Genomic DNA, 16,022 nt, shown 5'->3' on the forward strand with positions numbered 1-16,022 from the left:
GCCTCCGGCGTGGACGCCCGATGGCTTGGCATGACGTAGCCGTCGTGCCACCCTGCGCGAACCGAAATGCGACGGGGAGGCACAGCCATGTATCGCCGTGTCGTGTTGTTTTGCCTGGTTGCGATCGCTTCGATGAGCGCGGCGTCATCGAGCCTCGCAGTCGGCCCCGAACGATGCCAGGAACTGGCGCGCCGGTTTCAATCCTTGAAACCTCAGGTCAGCGCGATCGAGGTCTCATTGACTTTGTTTTCGGCGGCGGATGCGAATTGCATAGCACTAGCAACCGAACTACTGGACGATGGAGCGTCCGTTGACGCGCGCGACCGGTTCGGCGCTCGCCCGCTTAGCCATGCTGCAAGGTTCGGTCACCTTGAGATGGTCGACCTGTTGCTTGCGCGCGGTGCTCCAATCAATGCGCGCAATCTGGCCGGGGCGACTGCACTGTACTTTGCGGCCGAACGAGGCCATGTCGCAGTCGCACAACGGCTCATTGAGCGGGGGGCTGACGTCAGGCTGACCGGGCGCAGTGGCATCTCGCCAGTAGCGGCCGCGGCCTATGCCGGCAGTGATGCCATCATCGAAATGCTGCTCGCGCATGGCGCCGACGAGCGCGCACCCGACGAGACGGGGAAACCGCCAATCGTCTATGCGGCGGCCCGGGCATGGCTCGACATCGTGAAGCGGCTGCTGGCGCAGAATATCGACATCAATGCCCGTTATCCCAACGACCTCACCCTGCTGATGTGGGCGGCGGGGCCTGATGAAAAGGTACCCGAAGCGGAGGCGGTGAAGGTCGTCGGATATTTGCTGGATGCGGGTGCACGTGTTGATGACCGGGATGTCCGCGGGCGCACGGCGCTGATGATTGCCGCTGAAGGCGGACACGCGGAGATCGCCGCTCTCTTGCTGGCGCGAGGTGCCGATCCATCGCTTATGGACAATGCCGGCAGACGTGCCGCAGATCTTGCCATTCCGTCGGCTCTGCGTGAACGCCTGTCAGTGCGGTGAGCCGGCTCACTGGCTGCGAGGAATTTGGAGACCGGCCAAATATTCCGCCAGCGCTGTAAGGTCGTCGCCCGCGGTGGCGATCATCAAGTCGGACATGCCCGGGTTGTTACCGCGCGCGCGGGTGCGGAAGTCGGCCATCGTCTTGGCCAGGTATTCGAGGCTTTGGCCGGCAAGCCGGGGCACCGTGCTGTCGCCCTGAAATCGATCGCGGTGACAGCTGGTGCAGCCCACCGAGTACTCGGCGCGCAGGGCTCGTTCCGCAACGTTCCTGGCTGTGACGGGCTGGCCCAGATCAGGCCAGGGCTTCTTCGAAAAAATTTCAGCTATCGCCAGCATGTCATCCTTCTCGAGCGTCGACGCGATGGGCTGCATAATGTCGCTTTTCCGGTCACCGCGTTTGTAATCGCGGAGCTGGATGTAAGCGTATCCGAGTTTTTGTCCCCAGATGACGGGAGTGGTCTTGTCGATCGGCTTGCCGTCCAGGCCATGACAGCGGGCGCAGCCCTCGGCCTTCTCGGCAATGCTTTCGGCAACTGCCGGAGCGGGGCTTGCCCCCGACAACGCTCCGATGATGATCCCGCCGGCTAACCAGCCAAGCGGCCTCTGCGACTTGCTGCGCATCCATCCCATTGCGTGAGCCTCAAAAATGCGGGGCCGCGAACGGCCCCGCCGGTGTGAACACCTGATGCCAGCCCGCTCAATCGAGCGTGAAGGCGATGATGTTGTTGCCGCGTCTGAAGTTCACCTGCGTGTTGCCGCCCGCGCCGACCACGATGTATTGCTTGTCGCCCAGCATATAGCTGGATGGCGGCGCATTGACGCCCGCACCGGCGCGGAAGCTCCACAATTCCTTGCCGGTCGACGAGTTATAGGCGGCGAACTTGCCGTTGCCTTCACCGGCAAACACCAGACCGCCTGCGGTGGCGAGAATGCCGCCGATCATCGGCTCCGGCGTCTTCACCTGCCACCTGATCTTTCCGTTGTTGTAGTTGACGGCGGTGATATTGCCCGACTGTTTTTCACCAGGAATCGCCGTGAAGGCGCCACCAAGCCAGAGCTTGCCGTTCGGATAGGGCGAGTTCTCGACCCGGTAGTGCATGGGCTGATGCAGGTTGATGGCGTAGGCCAGTTCCTGTCCCGGATCGGTAGCGATCGGCGACCACTCGACGCCGCCATTCGCACCCGGAAGCATGCGGGCTCCTTCCTTGGTCGGAAGCGTCCACATGTTCTCCTGTGGCACCATGGCTTCGGAGAACCGGATCAGGCTGCAATCCTTGCGGTCGTGAACGTAGATGTGACCGGTCTTGCCGGCATGGATCACGCCAGGGACGGTCTTGCCGGCCTTGTCCTTCACATCGACCAGAACCGGCGGGCTCACGGCATCGAGATCCCAGACATCGTGGGCGATGTACTGGAAGTGGCAGACATACTTGCCGGTCTCGAGATCAAGCGAAACCAGCGAGTCGGTATAGAGATTGTCGCCCGGCCGCACGGAGCCGTCGAGGTCGGGTGATGGATTGCCAACCACGAAATAGATCCGCTTGGTCTCGAGATCGACGGCCGGATTTTGCCAGACACCGCCACCGAGCTTCGCGTAGGGATCGCCAGATTTGGAGAGCTGGGCCTTTTCTGCTGCGATGTCGCGGTGCATGTCGCGCCCCGTGGCATCCTTGGTCGTCCACTCGCCGACGGAATTTTCCGGAATCGTATCGAAATTCCAGATCAGCTTTCCGGTCTTCGCACCGTAAGCCCTCACGAAGCCACGGATGCCATACTCACCACCATTCGTTCCGATCAAAACCTTATCGTTGACGACGGTCGGAGCCATCGTCTCGCTATAGCCGAGCTCAGGATCGGCAACGTCCGTCTTCCAGACGACGTCACCGGTCTTTGCATTGAGTGCGACGAGCTTGGCGTCCAGCGTGGCGAGATAGACGAGATCGCCAAGAACCTGGACGCCCCGATTGTTGGGACCGCAGCAGTAAATCGTCACGGGTCCCATCTTGTGAGCATAGTGCCAGAGCTGTTCGCCTGTCTTGGCGTCGATTGCATAGACATGGCTGAAGGATGTTGTCACATACATCACGCCATTGACTACAATGGGCGACGTTTCCAGAGATTCCTTGACCTCGGTCTGGAAAATCCAGGCGACGCGCAGGTTCTTCACGTTGTCGCGGTTGATCTGCTTTGCAGGGTGAAAGCGCGTCTGAGCGTAGTTGCCGTTGGTCAGCAGAAAATTCGTCGCGTTCTTGCCTGCTGCGTTGAGTTGATCTTGAGTGACTGGAGAAATCTTCGCCTCGCGCGGTGGCGTCCACTGGTCCGGATTGGGGACCTCTTGCGCATGACTTGCTGCTGCAGCGAGCGTGCAACTCATGCCGAACAAGGTGGCGCATGCAATAGAAAATCTATTCATGGTTCCGCCCCTATGATTTGAACCGGCCCATTTACTTGCCGGTGTTGTTCAAGTCTGATCCCACAGGGGAACCTTGACAAGGAAAAAGCGGCAACTGGCGCGTCTTGCAATCGCTCTGTTTGCGACTGCGAGATAAGCGTGCGTTGCAGTGTTTGCGTGACTGCAATGACGGCGCGGCGGCGTCCTCAACGGCGCGAGCGGAAACGGTACTGCAGCAGATTCACGTGTGCTGGCGGTGGGCGCGCGTCGGCTGGGAGGCGAGCCTCTTGCTGCAGTCCAGCTGGCTGTTGCTCGTGTGGGCGGTTTATCCCGTTACCGCTTTCGCGTGAACGCTGCGCGGAAGTGGGGCGTTCAATTCCAGTGCCGCGTAACTCAGACAGTTCGGGTTGTCGCCGATGGCGCGGCGGAGCCGGGTTGAGATGAAGCCGACCTCTCCGCAAGCGGGGCGAGGTGAAGAAACATCATGCCACGCGCCTGATCGCGTTCAGCCGCTCGATCGTGCGGCCGACTTCCGCGGCCTGGCATGGCTTGCCGAAATAAAATCCCTGCACCGCGGTGCAACCGCATTCGCGGACGAAGTCGAGCTGGTCGGAGGTCTCGACGCCTTCCGCCGTGGTCTCGACGCCGAGCACCGAGCCGAGGCTGGCGATGGTGCGGACGATGGCGACGCTTTCCGGGCTTTCGCCGAGCGTGCCGACGAAGGAGCGGTCGATCTTGATGCGGTCGAAGGGAAATTTTCGCAAATAGCTGAGCGAGGAATAGCCGACGCCGAAATCATCGAGGCTCACGCGCACGCCGAGTGCGCGGAGCTGATGCAGGATCTCGATCGTCGCCTCGCTGTCGTCGAGCAGCGCCGTCTCGGTGACCTCGAGCTCGAGCCGATGCGGCGCAAGGCCGGCCTCAGCGAGCGCGCTCGTGATCATGGCGACGAGACCACGCGCGCGGAACTGCACCGGCGACAGGTTCACCGCGATGGTCATGTCCGGCCAACCCGCCGCCGTCGCGCACGCGGTGCGCAAAACCCATTCGCCGATCGGAACGATCAGCCCGGTCTCCTCCGCGATCGGAATGAACTCCGCCGGCGAGACCATGCCGCGCGAAGGATGTTTCCAGCGCAGCAGCGCCTCGAAACCGGTCAGTTCGGATGTGTCCAGGCGAACCTGCGGCTGGAACACCAGATGAAACTCGTAGGCTTCGAGCGCGCCGCGCAAGTCCGCCTCCAGCGCATGCCGCGCGCGCGCCTCTTCCTCCATCGCTGGCTCGAAGATCTGATAGGCGCCGCGCCCCTTGGCCTTCGCGCCATAGAGCGCGAGGTCGGCGCACTTCATCAGCTCGTCCGCGTCCAGCCCGTGATCGGGCGCGAGTGCGATGCCGATGCTGACGCCGACATGGATCGACTGGTTTTCCAGCGGCGGCGGGCGGCCGATGATCTCGATCAGGCGGCGCGCCAGCTTTTCTGCCGCTTCCGGCTGCGGCCCGCGCTGGATCAGCGCGAATTCGTCGCCGCCGAGCCGCGCCACGGTGGCGTGCTCGCTCGCCTGCTCCTTCAGCCGCGTGGCGACCCAGCGCAGCAGCTGGTCGCCGGCGGCGTGGCCGAGGCGGTCGTTGACGGTCTTGAAATTGTCGAGGTCGAGGCACAGCACGGCCATCGCGCCGCCGGCGGTCGCGACCTCGTTCAGGCCCTCGCTCATCTGCTCACGAAACAGCACGCGGTTGGGCAGGTCGGTCAGCGAATCGTGTCGCGCCATATGCGCGACGCGGGCCTGCGTCTTGTGGCGCTCGGTGACGTCCTCATAGGTGACGACCCAGCCGCCATGTGACATGCGGGTGTGGTTGAGCTTGATGATGCGACCGTCGCTCAAATGGCGGTGCAGCGTATGCGCGCCCTCGCGCAGCCGCTCGAGATAGTCGGCATAGAGTGCGGCCGCCGTCGTGTTCGGGTTGATGCCGAGCGCGCAACTATGCTCCATGATCTCGCGCATCGAGACACCGGGCTTGACGATCTCGGGCGACAGGCCGAACATCTCGATGTAACGCGTGTTGCAGACGATGACCCGCAGGTGGCTGTCGAACATGCACAGCCCCTGACTCATGTTGTTCAGCGCCGCATCGAACCGGCGATACTGCTCGCTGAGCTCCTCGACCGCGCGCTCGCGCTCGGTGATGTCCTCGTAGGTCGCGACGAAGCCGCCCTCGGGCAGCGTGCAGTAGCGCACCGACACGACGGTGTCGTTGGCCATGCTCCGCCGCATCGACGAGTCGTCGCGGCTCGCTATGCGCGCGCGGGCGGCTTCCAGGATCTGCTGCGGACTGTACTCGGATGCGAAGGCGCCATTCGCCATCGACCGCTCGATCAGCTCGGCGAGATGCGTGCCGGGCCTGGTCTCCTCGGGCGACAGCCGGTAGATCTCGCGGTAGCGGTTATTGCAGACCTTGAGCCGCATGTCGCCGTCGTAGAAGGCGAGTCCATGCGCCATGTTCTCAAGCGCCGCGTCGAGCATGATATTCTGCTGCTTCAACGCCTCCTCGTACCGCAGCCGCTCGGTGACGTCTTCGTGCACCGTCACCCAGCCACCGTCGGGCAGGAAGCGCGATATCGCCTGCACCATGCGACCGTCGTAGCGCATCAGGAGCACGGCGTCCGAGCTCTTGCTGCGCACATCGTTCATCCGTCTGTCGTGGAATTCCTCCGCAGACATTCCGGGCAGATTGCCGCGCGAGATCCAGTGCCCGATCACGGCACTGTGCGACACGCCGGGTTTCACGATTTCGGGGTCGAGGTTGTAGAGGCGCAGAAACCGCTCGTTGCAGACGACGACGCTGCCTTGCGCGTCGTACATGATGAGACCGTGCGACATGTTGGTCAGCGCATGCTGGCTGCGCTCGGTCTGTACGCGCAGCTCCGCCTCGAGCCGGTCGAGGCGGGTGACGTCGTCGCAGATTGTCATCCAGCCGCCCTCGGGGAGCGGCTTCAGGTCGAGCGCCAGCACCAGGCCGCTGGACAGCCGCTGCTCCGTCCGGAAGTGCTTGCCGTTCGTGATCTGCGTGACGCGCTCCTGATAGAGCTTGTCGATCTCGCTCGCCGGAAAGTTGCCGCGCGAAGCGCTATGAGCCAGCACCTCGCGATAGCTCGTCCCGGGGCGCACCACCTCGGGCGACATGTCGAAGAGGTCGACATAGCGGCGGTTGAACAGCACGATCCGGTTGTCGGAATCGTAGACGCAGACACCCTGCTCCATGCGATCGAGCGCAAGCTGGCTCAGCGCGAGCAAGGCTTCGGGCCCGTGCTGGACGCTCGCGCGCGGCTCTGTCGTGCTGGGCGTCGTCATCGGCAAAGGCGCTTCGTCAGGAGCGGGACAATGAACGGGCGTAATCGGGAACCGGAGCTTAAGCCGCTATCCGGGAAGATTGTCTTAAGCGCCTTAGTTTACGGACCGTGACCGCCGGTGCGGATTCTGCAACTGATCGTCGGGCAAACGGCTGCGTGCCGACGAGAAGCTGTGTCCGCGATTTGGGATGACGAGATCGAGACACACGCGTGCCGTACTCTCGGTGTCATCGCCCGACTTGATCGGGCGATCCGGTACGCCGAGATGTCCGTGATCAATCGATAAGCCGCGGCATACTGGATTCCCCGCTTTCGCGGGGAATGACGGCGGCGGGTGTGGTCACGGTCGATGCAAATTGCTGCGCAGGAAGAAGTGGCACGCGCGACGGAGGAGCCTACTCCTCCTTCTTCGACATCCGCTCGAGGCGCTCCTGCATGTCCTTCATCTGCTGGCGCAGTTCGTCGATGTTGTCGCTCTTCGGCGCCTCGCCGTTGGCTTCCGGCTCGGGCTCCGGCGTTGCGGAGCGCTGCGGGGTCGCGAACGGCTTGAACATCGAAAAGGTCTGCTGGAACAGCTCCATGTTGCGGCGGACCTGCTCCTCCAGTGGCGCAAAGGGCGTGCCGGACAGGGTATTGGCGAGCTGCTTGCGGAATTTCTCCTGCTCCTGGGTCAGCGTCGCGAGCGACTGCTCCAGATATTTCGGCACCACCATCTGCATGCTGTCGCCGTAGAAGCGGATCAGCTGGCGCAGGAAGGTGGTGGGCAAGAGGTTCTGGCCGGCCTTGTTCTCCTGCTCGAAGATGATCTGGGCGAGCACCGAGCGGGTGATGTCGTCGCCGGTCTTGGCGTCATAAACCAGGAAATCCTCGCCTTCCTTCACCATGGCGGCGAGGTCTTCCAGCGTCACATAGGTGCTCGTTCCGGTGTTATAGAGCCGGCGGTTAGCGTATTTTTTGATTGTGGTGGGTTGGTCTGATTTCGCCATGGGCTCTCACTTGCAAACGCTGAGAACGGGAACCCGGCGGGCTATGCCGCAGGGCGGGAAGAGTACGCAACGCAACAAAATAAGCATTTTCAAAGGGCTCACGCTACCGTTTTGTGCGCCACGGTTAATTGCAGAGCAAAAACTTGCTTGCGAAAGCGACAGATGCGCTATTCTGAATGCGCTGCGGTATGAATCTGCCCCTCCGCCGATTGACATGCCGCAACGACGTTAACAGGATGCCGGGTGAGACTGGCGAGCCTTTTCGGATCGCTTGCCTGCCCCCATTTCAAAGAACCTCAAGCCCCAGGAGATGCCCATGTCAGACGATGTTGTCATCGTCAGCGCCGCCCGCACCCCGGTCGGAAGCTTCAACGGAGCCTTCGCGACCCTTCCCGCCCACGACCTCGGCGCCATTGCTATCAAGGCCGCGCTGGAGCGCGGTGGCATCGAGCCCGGCCGGGTCTCCGAAGTCATCATGGGCCAGATCCTGACCGCAGGTCAGGGCCAGAACCCGGCCCGTCAGGCCTCGATCGCGGCCGGGATCCCGGTGGAGAGCCCGGCCTGGGGCGTCAACCAGCTCTGCGGGTCGGGCTTGCGCTCCGTCGCACTCGGCTACCAGGCGCTGCTCAACGGCGACTCCGACATCGTGGTTGCCGGCGGCCAGGAATCCATGAGCATGGCCCAGCACGCCCAGCATTTGCGCAGCGGCGTCAAGATGGGTGCCCTCGAGCTCGTCGACACCATGATCCGCGACGGGTTGTGGGATGCCTTCAACGGCTACCACATGGGCAACACCGCCGAGAACGTGGCCAAGCAATATCAGATCACCCGCGCCCAGCAGGACGAGTTTGCGGTGGCCTCGCAGAACAAGGCTGAAGCCGCGCAGAAGGCCGGCAGGTTCAAGGACGAAATCATTCCGGTCACCATCAAGACGCGTAAGGGTGACGTCGTGGTCGATGCCGACGAGTATCCGCGCCATGGCGCTACTATCGATGCGATGACCAAGCTGCGGCCGGCGTTCGAGAAAGATGGCTCGGTGACTGCCGGCAATGCGTCGGGCATCAATGATGGCGCCGCTGCCGTCGTGCTGATGACCGCCAAGCAGGCGGCCAAGGAAGGCAAGAAGCCGATCGCCCGCATCGTGTCCTGGGCGCATGCCGGCGTCGATCCGAAGATCATGGGTACGGGGCCGATTCCGGCTTCGCGCGCCGCGCTGAAGAGGGCTGGCTGGAACATCGCCGACCTCGACCTGATCGAGGCCAACGAGGCCTTTGCGGCGCAGGCCTGCGCCGTCAACAAGGACCTCGGCTGGGATACCTCGAAGGTCAACGTCAATGGCGGCGCGATCGCGATCGGACATCCGATCGGCGCCTCCGGCGCGCGCGTGCTGGTGACGCTGCTGCACGAGATGCAGAAGCGCGATTCGAAGAAGGGTCTCGCCACGCTGTGCATCGGCGGCGGCATGGGTATCGCCATGTGCGTAGCACGTGACTGAGAACGGGTGCGTTGCACGCGACTAAACAGGCAGCGGTTGCAACTCAAATATTCTTCGCAACCGCGTAAGCCTCGACTAAAGACAGGCGCCCGGCTCACCGCCGGGCGTTTTGTTCTTGATGTCCGTCAATCCACCCGCATAATCCGTCAGTAAAAACGATCACTCAAGTCTCTAGAAGCGCCCAGGGAAACGTCGAGGGAAGGAATACAATATGGCACGTGTTGCATTGGTCACGGGTGGTACGCGGGGCATCGGTGCTGCGATCAGCAAGGCGCTGAAGGCGGCCGGCTACAAGGTCGCGGCGAGTTACGCCGGCAATGACGCGGCGGCGGAGAAGTTCAAGGCCGAGACCGGCATCAACGTCTACAAATGGGACGTCAGTTCCTTCGACGGCTGCGCCGAGGGCGTGAAGAAGGTCGAGGCCGAGGTCGGCCCGGTCGACGTGCTCGTCAACAATGCCGGCATCACCAAGGACGGCGCCTTCCACAAGATGAGCGTCGAGCAATGGAATGCCGTGATCGGCACCAATCTCGGCTCGCTGTTCAACATGTCGCGCCAGGTGATCGAGGGCATGCGCGCGCGTAAATTTGGCCGCATCATCAACATCTCGTCGATCAACGGCCAGAAGGGTCAGTTCGGCCAGGTGAACTATTCCGCCGCAAAGGCCGGCGAGATCGGCTTCACCAAGGCGCTCGCACTCGAGAACGCCAAGGGTGGCGTCACCGTGAATGCGATCTGCCCGGGCTACATCAACACCGAGATGGTGCAGGCGGTGCCGAAGGACGTGCTGGAGAAGGCGATCCTGCCGCTGATTCCGATCGGCCGCCTGGGCGAGCCCGAGGAGATAGCCCGCGCGGTGGTGTTCCTCGCAGCGGATGAGGCCGGCGCCATCACCGGCTCGACACTGTCGGTCAACGGTGGCCAGTACATGGTGTGATGCGCAAGCATCACGCCCGATCACAACCGTCTCGACGTCATGCCCGGGCTTGTCCCGGGCATCCACCCATGCACTGTCATTCCGGGGCGACTCCAACGGGTCCGGCCTTTGGCCGGCCCGATGACAGGCTCGGAGCCGAACCCGGAATCTCGAGATTCCGGGTCCGGCGCTTTGCGCCATCCCGGAATGACGAGGTATCCTCTCTGATGGCTCCCCGCTCCGCGACACTGATCGGATTGACCGCAATCCTGATGTGGTCCCTGCTCGCGGTGATGACGGTCGCGACCGGCAAGATCCCCGCGTTTCAGCTCGCTGCGATGACGTTTGCGATCGGCGGCCTCGTCGGTCTCCTGACCTGGATCGGTCGCAGTGGCGTGGCAGCGAGCCTGCGCCAGCCGCCGGTCGTGTGGGCCGTCGGCGTCGGCGGCCTGTTCGGCTATCACGCGCTCTATTTCCTCGCGCTGCGCTTCGCACCGCCGGCCGAAGCGGGCCTGCTCAATTATCTCTGGCCGCTGCTGATCGTGCTGTTCTCGTCCTTCCTGCCGGGCGAGCGGCTCGCCGTGCATCACGTCGTCGGCGCCGTGCTCGGCCTCGTCGGCACCGTGCTGCTGTTCGCCGGCAATACGAGCGGCTTTGCACCGGGCCAGTTGCCGGGGCTGATCGCAGCCTTCATCGCTGCCTTCGTCTGGGCAACCTATTCGGTGCTGTCGCGCCGGCTGAAAGCGGTGCCGACCGATGCGGTTGCCGGCTTCTGCCTCGCCACCGCGCTGCTCGCCGCGCTGATGCATGCCGCGCTCGAGACCACGGTGTGGCCGGAGACGACGCTGCAATGGCTCTCGGTGATCGCGCTCGGCATCGGTCCGGTAGGTGCTGCGTTCTACGCCTGGGACATCGGCATGAAGCGCGGCGACATCCGCGTGCTGGGCGCGGCGTCCTACGCGACACCGCTGCTCTCGACGGCCTTTCTCATCGCCGCCGGCTTCGCCAAAGCCAGCGCCAACATCGCCTTCGCCGCGATCCTGATCGCCGGTGGCGGCTTGATCGCGGCGAAGGACATGGTGTTGCGGAAGCGGTGAGGGCGTTTGCCCGCCGCTAGGGCTCCCAGCCCTTCGGCGCGAGCTCGAACTTTGCGAACTCGAAGGCCGGCGCCACGGTGCAGCCCACCAGCGTCCATTCGCCTGATGTCTCCGCCATCTGCCAGGCCTGCGCCGGCACGATCGCTTGCGGCCGCTCGCCGTGCGCGAGCCCGGTGCCGAGCCGCACCTCGTGCTGCGAGCAGCCCTCATGCGCAATGCGCAGCGTCAAGGGGCTGCCCGCGTAGTAGTGCCAGACCTCGACCGCATCGATGCGGTGCCAGTGCGAGCGCTCCCCGCGCGCCAGCAGGAAGTAGATCGAGGTCGAGCGTGAGCGTCCTTGCGCGTCGGTCGTCTGGTCGCGAAACGTCTCACGGTAGTGCCCGCCCTCAGGATGCGGTCTCAGCTCCAGGCGCGCGATGATCTCGGCTGCTGTCGGCATCGATCCCCGTCAGGACTTGTTCTTGCGTTCGCGCAATTCGCCGAACACGATGGCGCCATCGGCGCCCTTCATGTGTAGCTTGGCTGCAACCGAGGGGTCATCGGCGCGCAGGAACACATTTGTTCGCTTCTCATCACCAAGCAGTGAGGGGATCGTGGGCTTGTTCTCGGCGCGGAGCCTGGTCACCTCTGCCGCGCGGGCCTGGAGCGCCTGATTGTCAGGCTCGATGGTGAGCGCGAACTTGACGTTGGAGGCGGTGTATTCGTGGCCGCAATAGAGCTTGAAGTCGTCGGGCAGCGCCCGCAGCTTCAGGAGCGAATCCCACATCATCGGGTAGTTGCCCTCGAACACGCGACCGCAGCCGATCGAGAACAGCGTGTCGGCGGCGAACACCGTCTTCTCGGCGTCGAACACGTACGAGACATGGTCGAGCGTATGACCGGGCGTCTCTAGGACGCGCGCGAGCAGGCTGCCGACCTTGATGACGTCGGCATTGACGACGCGCAAATCGACATTGGCGATTTTCGTCGTCTTGTCATGCGGCGCGACGACGCGGCAATTATATTTCTGCTTCAGCTCGGCGACGCCGCCGATATGGTCGCCATGGTGATGAGTGATGAGAATGTCGGTGAGCGTCCAGCCTTCGCGCTCCAGCGCCTTCAGGATCGGCCCGGCTTCGGGCGCGTCGATCGAGGCGGTTGCCTTGGTTTCCGTATCGTGGATCAGATAACCGAAATTGTCGTTTAAACAGGTGAAAGTACGAATTTCGGCGGCCATGACATCTCCATCGCGCTCAGCCCCGGCAAACAGATATGGCGTTAACGTTGCGCAGGCAATGCAATATTCCGCGCGCCCAGGCCGCCGGGCGCATGTTACATTGCGGCCATGAGCATTGATGTCATTGATCTGCGTGACTTCTATTCGCGCCGCCTCGGGATCGTGGCGCGCCAATTGATCAATCGCGGGATCAGGGAACGCTGGCCGGGTGCCGAGGGGCAGCGGGTGCTCGGCATCGGCTATCCCACCCCCTATCTCGGCCTGTTCCGCGAGGACGCCGAGCGCTGCATCGCCTTCATGCCGGCCGCTCAGGGCGTGTTGAAATGGCCCACAGGCCGGCCGGCGCTGGCCTCTCTGGTCGATGAGTTCTCGCTGCCGCTGCCGGATGCCGCGGTTGACCGCATCCTGCTCGTCCATGCGCTCGAGATCTGCGACGATCCGGCGGCGCTGCTGCGCGAGGTGTGGCGGGTGCTGGCGCCATCGGGCCGCGTCATTGCAGTGATCCCGAACCGGCGCGGGGTGTGGACTCGCAGCGAGAACACGCCCTTCGGCCATGGCCGGCCGTATTCGCGCGCACAGATCACCGACCTGCTGCGCCAGACCTGGTTCACGCCGACCGCCTGGGGCGAGGCGCTGTTCATGCCGCCCTATGCCGGCGGCTGGCTGTTGAAGTCGGCGCTGATGTGGGAGAGTGCGGGCGCCGCGCTGTCGCTGCCGTTTGCTGGCGTGCACATCGTGGAAGCGACCAAGCAGGTCTATCGCGTGATCCCGGCGAAGCGCGAACGCGCGCGGCTGATCCCTTCTTTGAAGCCCGTGCTGGTGCCGTCCTCGACGACGGTGACGCGGAGCTGACAGCAAAACGCCCCGCGGGCCGGGGGCGTTTTTTCATGTCGGATAAATCGAAGCGGGCTTTGCGGCCTACTCACCGGGCGCGAGATCGTCGCTCGAGGCGGCCGGCGCTGCCTCGCGGTCGGGGCGCGGGCCATGCGGCCGGCGGCGCCGCCGCGGATAGCGCTCACCGCCACCGCCGCCTTCGAAGCCACCCTGGCCGCCATTGATCTGCGGCTGTGCGCCGGTGATGAAGGAGGGCAGGCGATCGACGCTGCCGGCATCCGCAATCACCGGCTGCGGCTGGTTCTGCGGTTGCGGTTGCGGCTGGGGCTCATATTGCGGCTGCGGACGGTGGTCGCGATCGCGATGCTCGCGCGGCTGCTGCTGGTTGCGCTGATAGGGCTGGCCCTCGCCGCGCTGGTGGTCACGCTGATGGTCGCGGTCGCGCATATAGGGCTGCTGCTGGGGCTGCGGGACGAAGCCGGGCTCCTGGCCGAAGTTCGAAAAACTCTCGCCGTCGTCTTCGCTGTCGTCGCTGCTGACGACGACCTCTTCACCGCTGCGCGGCTGTTGTTGGTTCTGGCGGAATTGCTCCTGGGCGGCCGCGATCAGGCGGAAATAATGCTCGGCGTGCTGGTAGTAGTTCTCGGCCGCAACCGGGTCGCCGGAAGAGCGCGCGTCGCGCGCAAGCTGAAGATATTTTTCGGCGATGTGCGAGGCTGTGCCGCGGATCTTGATGTCGGGTCCGTTGGACTCGTAAACCCGGGTCATCGGGTTCTGGCCGCGCCGGTTATTGTTGTTGTTGTTGTTATTCCGGTTGCGCATCCGCTGCTTGTTCTGACCGTTTCTCATGTCCTGCCTTTAATTCCAGCCCTTGAAAAGTTCGTACGCGTTACTGCTGTTGAGAGTGACCTGAATTGCTGCGACGCAGGCTTCATACGCGCGCAGCGCACGCCTCAAGACCCTGCCGAGTTCCTGTCAATGTCGTGACCTTCGCGTTCAACCAAGACGCGTTCCCCATCGCCAGCGCCCATCGCCGGCGAACCCATTCATTCTGCCTGCCGAAACAAGCCCTGGTTTCTTGCGTAAATCTTCAAGCGCAATATCAGGCTTTCGTTCACTTTGCGGTCGGAAAGCAGCGCAGCTCCACGGGCCATCGCGCTTAACAGGACCTGCGGCTTGGAACCTTCAATCCAGTGCAGCTCTCGCCTTGAGAGCCCGGCTTTCGCCCGTAGGTCTACGGGGCCGGCACCGATGTTTGACCGGAACGTAGTCGTTCCCACGGGATATTCCAAGAGGTTTTTGCTGCCCAATCGGGCTTTTATGGGGGCATTTTTCGGGCCGACACGGCCCTTAAGACGCCCGCCAGGTCAGCCTTGGGCGGCCTGTCCACCTCTAACGCCGCAGCTGCCATCAAGGTTTCAATGCCGCGTGCCTGACCTTGTCCGGCCTCCACCACCAAGGCTCCGCCGGGGGCCAGAAGCTCCGCCGCCTGCGGTATCAGGGCGCGGTAGGCGTCGAAGCCGTCCTTGCCGCCGTCGAGCGCAAGGCGCGGATCGTAGTCGCGGACCTCGACGCTCAAATTCGCGATGTCGCCCGAGGGAATGTAGGGCGGGTTCGACACGATCAGGTCGAAGGGACCCGCGAGCGCGGCTGCGTAGTAGCAGGCGATGAAGGCGGAACGGTCGGCGAGGCCAAGCGCTGTCGCGTTAGCCTTCGCGGTGCCCAGCGCGGTCAGGCTGACATCGGTGCCGACGCCGAACGCATCCGGAATCTCATGCAACAGCGCAAGCAGGATTGCGCCCGAACCCACGCCGATATCGGCGATCCGCGGCGGCCGTCCTGAGACGGGACGTTCGCGAAAGATCTCCAGCGCCAGCTCGACGACGGTCTCGGTGTCGGGCCGTGGCACCAGCGTTGCGTCCGAAAGCTGAAGGGTGAGGCCCCAAAATTCCCTGGTTCCGAGAATGCGCGCGACCGGTTCGCCCACGAGGCGACGCTGCGCGTAGCGTTCGAGCTGCGCGGCCTCGGTGGGCGTGAGTGGCCGGCTCGCCTGCGTGATCAGCCCGGTCAGATCGAGGCCCAGCACGGCTCCGACGAGCAGGCGCGCCTCGATCTCGGCCTCGTCGATGGCGGCCGACCGCAGCCGCGCCGCCAAAATGCGCCGCGTGCTCTCGATACTGCTCCCGGGAACGAAATCTGTCACCGCTGGACCATCCTGCCTCGCCACGTGGATAGGACGATGGCCCTGCTTGCGTCAACGGAAGCGGTCGCGTTTGATCGGCGAAAATGCACGGTAACAGCCATGCCGACCTATGACGATCAGAATGTCTTCGCAAAGATTTTGCGCGGCGAGATTCCCTGCCTCAGGATCTACGAGAACGACCGTGTGCTGGCCTTCCTCGACATCATGCCGCGCTCGCCCGGCCATACCCTGGTGGTCCCCAAGGCGCCTGCGCGCGGCATCCTGGACATCGCCGAGGACGATCTTGCCGAGGTGGCACGTGCTGCCAAGCGGATCGCGATTGCGGCGATGAAGGCGTTCGGCGCCGACGGCATCATCATCCAGCAATTCAGCGAACCCGCGAGCGGGCAGGTGGTCATGCACCTGCACATGCATGTCATGCCGGTCACGGCGGGCGTCGAATTGCTGCCGCCGCAGACGCGACAGGAAGATCCCGCGGTGCTCGCCGATCACGCCAGACGGATGATTGCCGCGCTCGGCGGTTGAT

14 protein-coding genes are annotated in these 16,022 nt (G+C 63.7%); 6 read left to right on the top strand and 8 right to left on the bottom strand.

What is annotated here, in order from left to right; genetic code table 11:
* Positions 1-132: 132 nt before the first annotated feature.
* Complete coding sequence (locus NLN62_RS19305; protein WP_254109853.1) at positions 133-1,008, top strand: ankyrin repeat domain-containing protein; 876 nt, start codon at positions 133-135, stop codon at positions 1,006-1,008.
* Between the two features lie 6 nt (positions 1,009-1,014).
* Here NLN62_RS19305 and NLN62_RS19310 read toward each other — a convergent pair whose 3' ends face one another.
* The 4 genes from NLN62_RS19310 to phaR all read right to left on the bottom strand — a co-directional run bounded on the left by NLN62_RS19310 (position 1,015) and on the right by phaR (position 7,735).
* The gene (locus NLN62_RS19310) at positions 1,015-1,638 is read right to left on the bottom strand and encodes a c-type cytochrome (RefSeq protein WP_245288055.1); all 624 of its coding nucleotides are present in this window, start codon (positions 1,636-1,638) and stop codon (positions 1,015-1,017) included.
* A 67-nt stretch (positions 1,639-1,705) separates the two neighbouring features.
* Entirely contained in the window at positions 1,706-3,421 is a 1,716-nt protein-coding gene (locus tag NLN62_RS19315; protein ID WP_051389811.1) for a PQQ-binding-like beta-propeller repeat protein, read from the bottom strand.
* 461 nt (positions 3,422-3,882) lie between these two features.
* A complete protein-coding gene (locus NLN62_RS19320; RefSeq protein ID WP_027524033.1) occupies positions 3,883-6,750 on the bottom strand; it encodes a PAS-domain containing protein in 2,868 nt (955 codons plus the stop codon).
* A gap of 394 nt (positions 6,751-7,144) precedes the next feature.
* Positions 7,145-7,735 (bottom strand): polyhydroxyalkanoate synthesis repressor PhaR, encoded by a 591-nt coding sequence (gene phaR / locus NLN62_RS19325; protein ID WP_027524034.1) that lies wholly within the window; start codon positions 7,733-7,735, stop codon positions 7,145-7,147.
* Between the two features lie 316 nt (positions 7,736-8,051).
* On the opposite strand from phaR, the gene NLN62_RS19330 reads away from it, so the two are divergent.
* The 3 genes from NLN62_RS19330 (at position 8,052) to NLN62_RS19340 (ending at position 11,243) form a co-directional block, all read left to right on the top strand.
* Entirely contained in the window at positions 8,052-9,230 is a 1,179-nt protein-coding gene (locus NLN62_RS19330) for an acetyl-CoA C-acetyltransferase (RefSeq protein WP_254109854.1), read from the top strand.
* A 211-nt stretch (positions 9,231-9,441) separates the two neighbouring features.
* On the top strand, positions 9,442-10,167 hold the full coding sequence (phbB, locus tag NLN62_RS19335; RefSeq protein ID WP_027524036.1) for an acetoacetyl-CoA reductase: 726 nt from the start codon (positions 9,442-9,444) through the stop codon (positions 10,165-10,167).
* Positions 10,168-10,373: 206 nt separating this feature from the next.
* Positions 10,374-11,243 (top strand): DMT family transporter, encoded by an 870-nt coding sequence (locus NLN62_RS19340; protein WP_027524037.1) that lies wholly within the window; start codon positions 10,374-10,376, stop codon positions 11,241-11,243.
* A gap of 16 nt (positions 11,244-11,259) precedes the next feature.
* Here NLN62_RS19340 and NLN62_RS19345 read toward each other — a convergent pair whose 3' ends face one another.
* Both NLN62_RS19345 and gloB read right to left on the bottom strand, forming a co-directional pair.
* Entirely contained in the window at positions 11,260-11,682 is a 423-nt protein-coding gene (locus tag NLN62_RS19345) for a cupin domain-containing protein (protein ID WP_027524038.1), read from the bottom strand.
* Between the two features lie 9 nt (positions 11,683-11,691).
* Positions 11,692-12,459: a hydroxyacylglutathione hydrolase gene (gene gloB, locus NLN62_RS19350; RefSeq protein ID WP_027524039.1), complete on the bottom strand. Its 768-nt coding sequence runs from the start codon at positions 12,457-12,459 to the stop codon at positions 11,692-11,694.
* Between the two features lie 108 nt (positions 12,460-12,567).
* On the opposite strand from gloB, the gene NLN62_RS19355 reads away from it, so the two are divergent.
* Positions 12,568-13,311 carry a methyltransferase domain-containing protein gene (locus NLN62_RS19355; protein ID WP_254109855.1) on the top strand — a complete coding sequence of 248 codons (744 nt, stop codon included), beginning with the start codon at positions 12,568-12,570 and terminating at the stop codon, positions 13,309-13,311.
* A gap of 66 nt (positions 13,312-13,377) precedes the next feature.
* Here the strand turns inward: NLN62_RS19355 and NLN62_RS19360 are convergent, their stop codons facing one another.
* On the bottom strand, positions 13,378-14,142 hold the full coding sequence (locus NLN62_RS19360; protein WP_027524041.1) for a DUF4167 domain-containing protein: 765 nt from the start codon (positions 14,140-14,142) through the stop codon (positions 13,378-13,380).
* Positions 14,143-14,611: 469 nt separating this feature from the next.
* Positions 14,612-15,448 carry a peptide chain release factor N(5)-glutamine methyltransferase gene (prmC, locus tag NLN62_RS19365; protein ID WP_371260493.1) on the bottom strand — a complete coding sequence of 279 codons (837 nt, stop codon included), beginning with the start codon at positions 15,446-15,448 and terminating at the stop codon, positions 14,612-14,614.
* Positions 15,449-15,595: 147 nt separating this feature from the next.
* Here prmC and NLN62_RS19370 point away from each other — a divergent pair, with 147 nt between their 5' ends.
* A complete protein-coding gene (locus NLN62_RS19370; RefSeq protein ID WP_027524044.1) occupies positions 15,596-16,021 on the top strand; it encodes an HIT domain-containing protein in 426 nt (141 codons plus the stop codon).
* Position 16,022 lies beyond the last annotated feature (1 nt).

It is taken from the genome of Bradyrhizobium sp. CCGUVB23, from assembly GCF_024199885.1.
Taxonomy (GTDB): domain Bacteria; phylum Pseudomonadota; class Alphaproteobacteria; order Rhizobiales; family Xanthobacteraceae; genus Bradyrhizobium.